The following is a 3,273-nucleotide window of genomic DNA, read 5'->3' on the forward strand; positions in this document are numbered from 1 at the left end:
ATTTCCGTTACTTTTTGCTGGAATTTCCGTAAAAAGTTTGGAAAGTGTTTCCCTAAAAGTAATTTCCCTTTTTTTAATTCGTCGTGAACCATTTTATGCTAAAAGCAGAGAATGGTGGAAACTCTATTATTGATTTTTAATTTTCTAATTATAGGTTCAATGAAAAGAATAGTACCGCTTATTTTCAGTATGCTCATGCCGCTGTCAATTCTATTAGCTCAAGGCCCTAAGGTTTATACCTCAGCGGATATTGTAGGAGAGCTAAAAAAATTAAATACGTTGGGGAGTGTCATGTATATTGCTGCTCATCCTGATGATGAGAATACTAATCTGATTGCCTATTTGGTTAATAAAAAACATTTGAGAACAGCATATTTTGCTTTTACGAGAGGAGATGGAGGACAAAATCTTATTGGACCTGAGATTAGAGAAGGTTTGGGGGTAATTCGTACCCAAGAATTACTTAAGGCCAGAGAGGTTGATGGTGGCGAACAGATGTTTTCTAGGGCAAATGATTTTGGGTATTCCAAAAATCCGGATGAAACCTTTAGTAAATGGGGTAGGGAAGAGGCCTTGGGTGATTTGGTTTGGGCTATTAGGAAATTTCGTCCCGATGTTTTAATTACACGTTTCCCTGAAAATAGTGGAGGTAGGACTCACGGACATCATACTGCCTCTGCAATTTTGGCTCGAGAAGCTTTTAATGCTGCAGGGGATGCCAGTCGTTTTCCTGAACAACTTAAGTTTGTAAAACCCTGGCAACCCCAAGGGTTGTATTGGAATTCTTGGACTTGGGCCTATCGTGTTTATTACAATCAGGAAGATTTTGATACGTCAAAGCTGATAACTTATGATGTGGGAGCTTATGATGCTTTAAAAGGACAGTCTATGACTGAAATTGCAGCAAAAGGTCGTAGTATGCACAAAAGCCAGGGGTTTGGAACTGTGGGAAAACGTGGGAGCAACCTGGAATACTTAGATCCGCTAGAAGTGAAGGGGGAGATTCCTAAAAGCGATGTTTTTGAAAATATTGATACAGATTGGAGTAGGGTAAAGGGAGGAAAGGAAGTTGGAAAATGGATAAATAAAGCCATTGAGGAATTTAACCCTAATGATCCTTCTACTATTATTCCTGATTTAGTGCAAGCTTATAGGGCTAGTGAAAAGCTAAAGAGTGAATTTTGGAAACTAGAAAAACAAGAGGAACTCAAAAAACTAATAAAAGCTTGTGCTGGACTTTATTTACAAGCTACCTCTGATGAGTATAGTAAAGTGCCAGGAGAAGATGTTAATTTAACGCTGGAAGCCATTAACCGCTCTAAGGCAAACATTTTATTGGATAAAGTTACTTTTTCTCTCCCTTCAGACCCAGTAGTAATAGATTCTGTTCTTTATTTTAACCAGGAAAAGGAGATCAAAAAAGTGGTGGTAAAATTGCCTGAATATCTTCCTTATTCTGATCCATATTGGTTAAAAAAGGAAGGGACGCAGGGAATGTTCAGAGTGGATGATCAAAAGCTGATAGGACTTCCTGAGAATTTACCTGTTTTAACAGCCACTTTTCATTTAAAAGTTGATAATGTGCCAATAGATTATAGGTTACCAGTAGTTTATAAAAAAGGAGATCCTGTTGAGGGAGAAGTCTATCGGCCTTTTTCAATTGTTCCTTCAGTTTTCGTTAATCTTCCTCAAAAGGTTTTGGTATATAGCGATGAGCAGGCTAGATCAGTGGAGGTGAAAGTTCAAGCAGGGAAAGCAAATGTGAAGGGAGAACTTCAGTTAGAGCTTCCTCAGGGTTGGAAAGCGGAGCCAGCAACTATTGCATTTGATTTAAGGCAAAAGGGAGAAGAGCAATCTCTGGAGTTTTTATTGACTCCTCCTCAAACCGAGAGTAGTGGCTTTTTGAGAGCAGTGGCAGTGGTTGATGACAAGCGTTATGACCAAGAGATTCAGGAAATTGATTACTCCCATATCCCTTCACAGCTTTTGATGCCAAAGGCCAAGGCAAAGTTGGTAAAACTAAATCTTGTACGAAAAGGAGAGAAAGTGGCCTATGTGCCTGGTGCGGGGGATGATATACCGGCGGCTCTAGGACAAATTGGATTTCAGGTGGATGAATTACATGCCGAAGATATCTCATCATCTGATTTAGAGGCCTATGATGCCATTATATTAGGAGTTAGGGCATATAATACTCAGCCAGCACTAAAATTTGCTCAGGAGAAATTGTTGAATTATGTGAAAAATGGTGGTACTATGATCGTTCAATATAATACTAATTTTAGACTAGTATTGGATGAGAAGGAATTGGCACCTTATCCATTGAATTTATCTAGGGATAGAGTAACTGTAGAAGAATCAAAGATTACCTTCCTTCAACCTGAAAATAAATTATTGAATTACCCGAACAAGATTACAGAAAAAGATTTTGAGGGATGGGTTCAGGAACGTGGTCTTTATTTTCCTAACCAATGGGATGCTCATTTTGATGCGGTTATATCTTCTCAGGATCCTGGAGAGAGCGCTAAGGATGGAGGTTTACTAATAGCCCAATATGGTAAAGGCTACTATATTTATACTGGGTATTCTTGGTTTAGAGAACTGCCTGCGGGAGTGCCAGGAGCCTATCGTATTTTTACCAATATGATTTCAGTGGGAATGTAAATAACAATGACAAATAAGTAATTTGGAAGAATTGAAAATAAAAGTCAATTAGTGAAGCTAGGTTGTGAAAATTAATTTTATTCCAATAGTTAGAAAACGGATTATTACAAATTAATGTGATTCTAATAAATTGAACATTGGGTTTTGGAACTTATTGGAAATCCTTGTTGAATTAAGCTGGACCTTTTTTGTTTCTTTAGTCGGACATTGCGAAATCGGATGAAAAAAAGAACTCAATCTTACTCTTCTGGTCTCAAGTTAGGTTGGAGTGCGAATTGGGGTAATTTTTTGGTTTTTAATAACCTTCACTTTTTATTAACCGGGTATCAGCTTTTGGAAAGCGTTGAATTCTTGTAAATATGTTTTTCCCGATGGGGTTTACTTTGAATTGAGGTTTTTTTCCTATCTTGCCTAGGAAGTGTATGGAAACCCTATTTTTAGTTTTAAGTATCTTTTTTAGGGAAAATAATAATGCAAATGTTTAAATGGTGGTGGTTAAATTGCTGTATTAAGTTTCAAATAGCTTCCATTTAACCTTTTGTTTTTACATCACCCCCTTGTTAATTTTTAATACTTATTCGAAAAAATTTTTTCTTATAATCAAATTTA

Annotated in this window: 1 protein-coding gene; it reads left to right on the forward strand. The window is 37.1% G+C overall.

The genetic code is table 11. The annotated features are described in order from the left end of the window. Positions 1–159 precede the first annotated feature (159 nt). On the forward strand, positions 160–2,664 hold the full coding sequence (locus E1171_RS04145; RefSeq protein ID WP_155204387.1) for a PIG-L family deacetylase: 2,505 nt from the start codon (positions 160–162) through the stop codon (positions 2,662–2,664). The last annotated feature ends 609 nt before the right edge of the window (positions 2,665–3,273 follow it).

Origin of the sequence: Xanthovirga aplysinae (genome assembly GCF_009711365.1) — a bacterium.
In the GTDB taxonomy this organism is placed as follows: domain Bacteria; phylum Bacteroidota; class Bacteroidia; order Cytophagales; family Cyclobacteriaceae; genus Xanthovirga; species Xanthovirga aplysinae.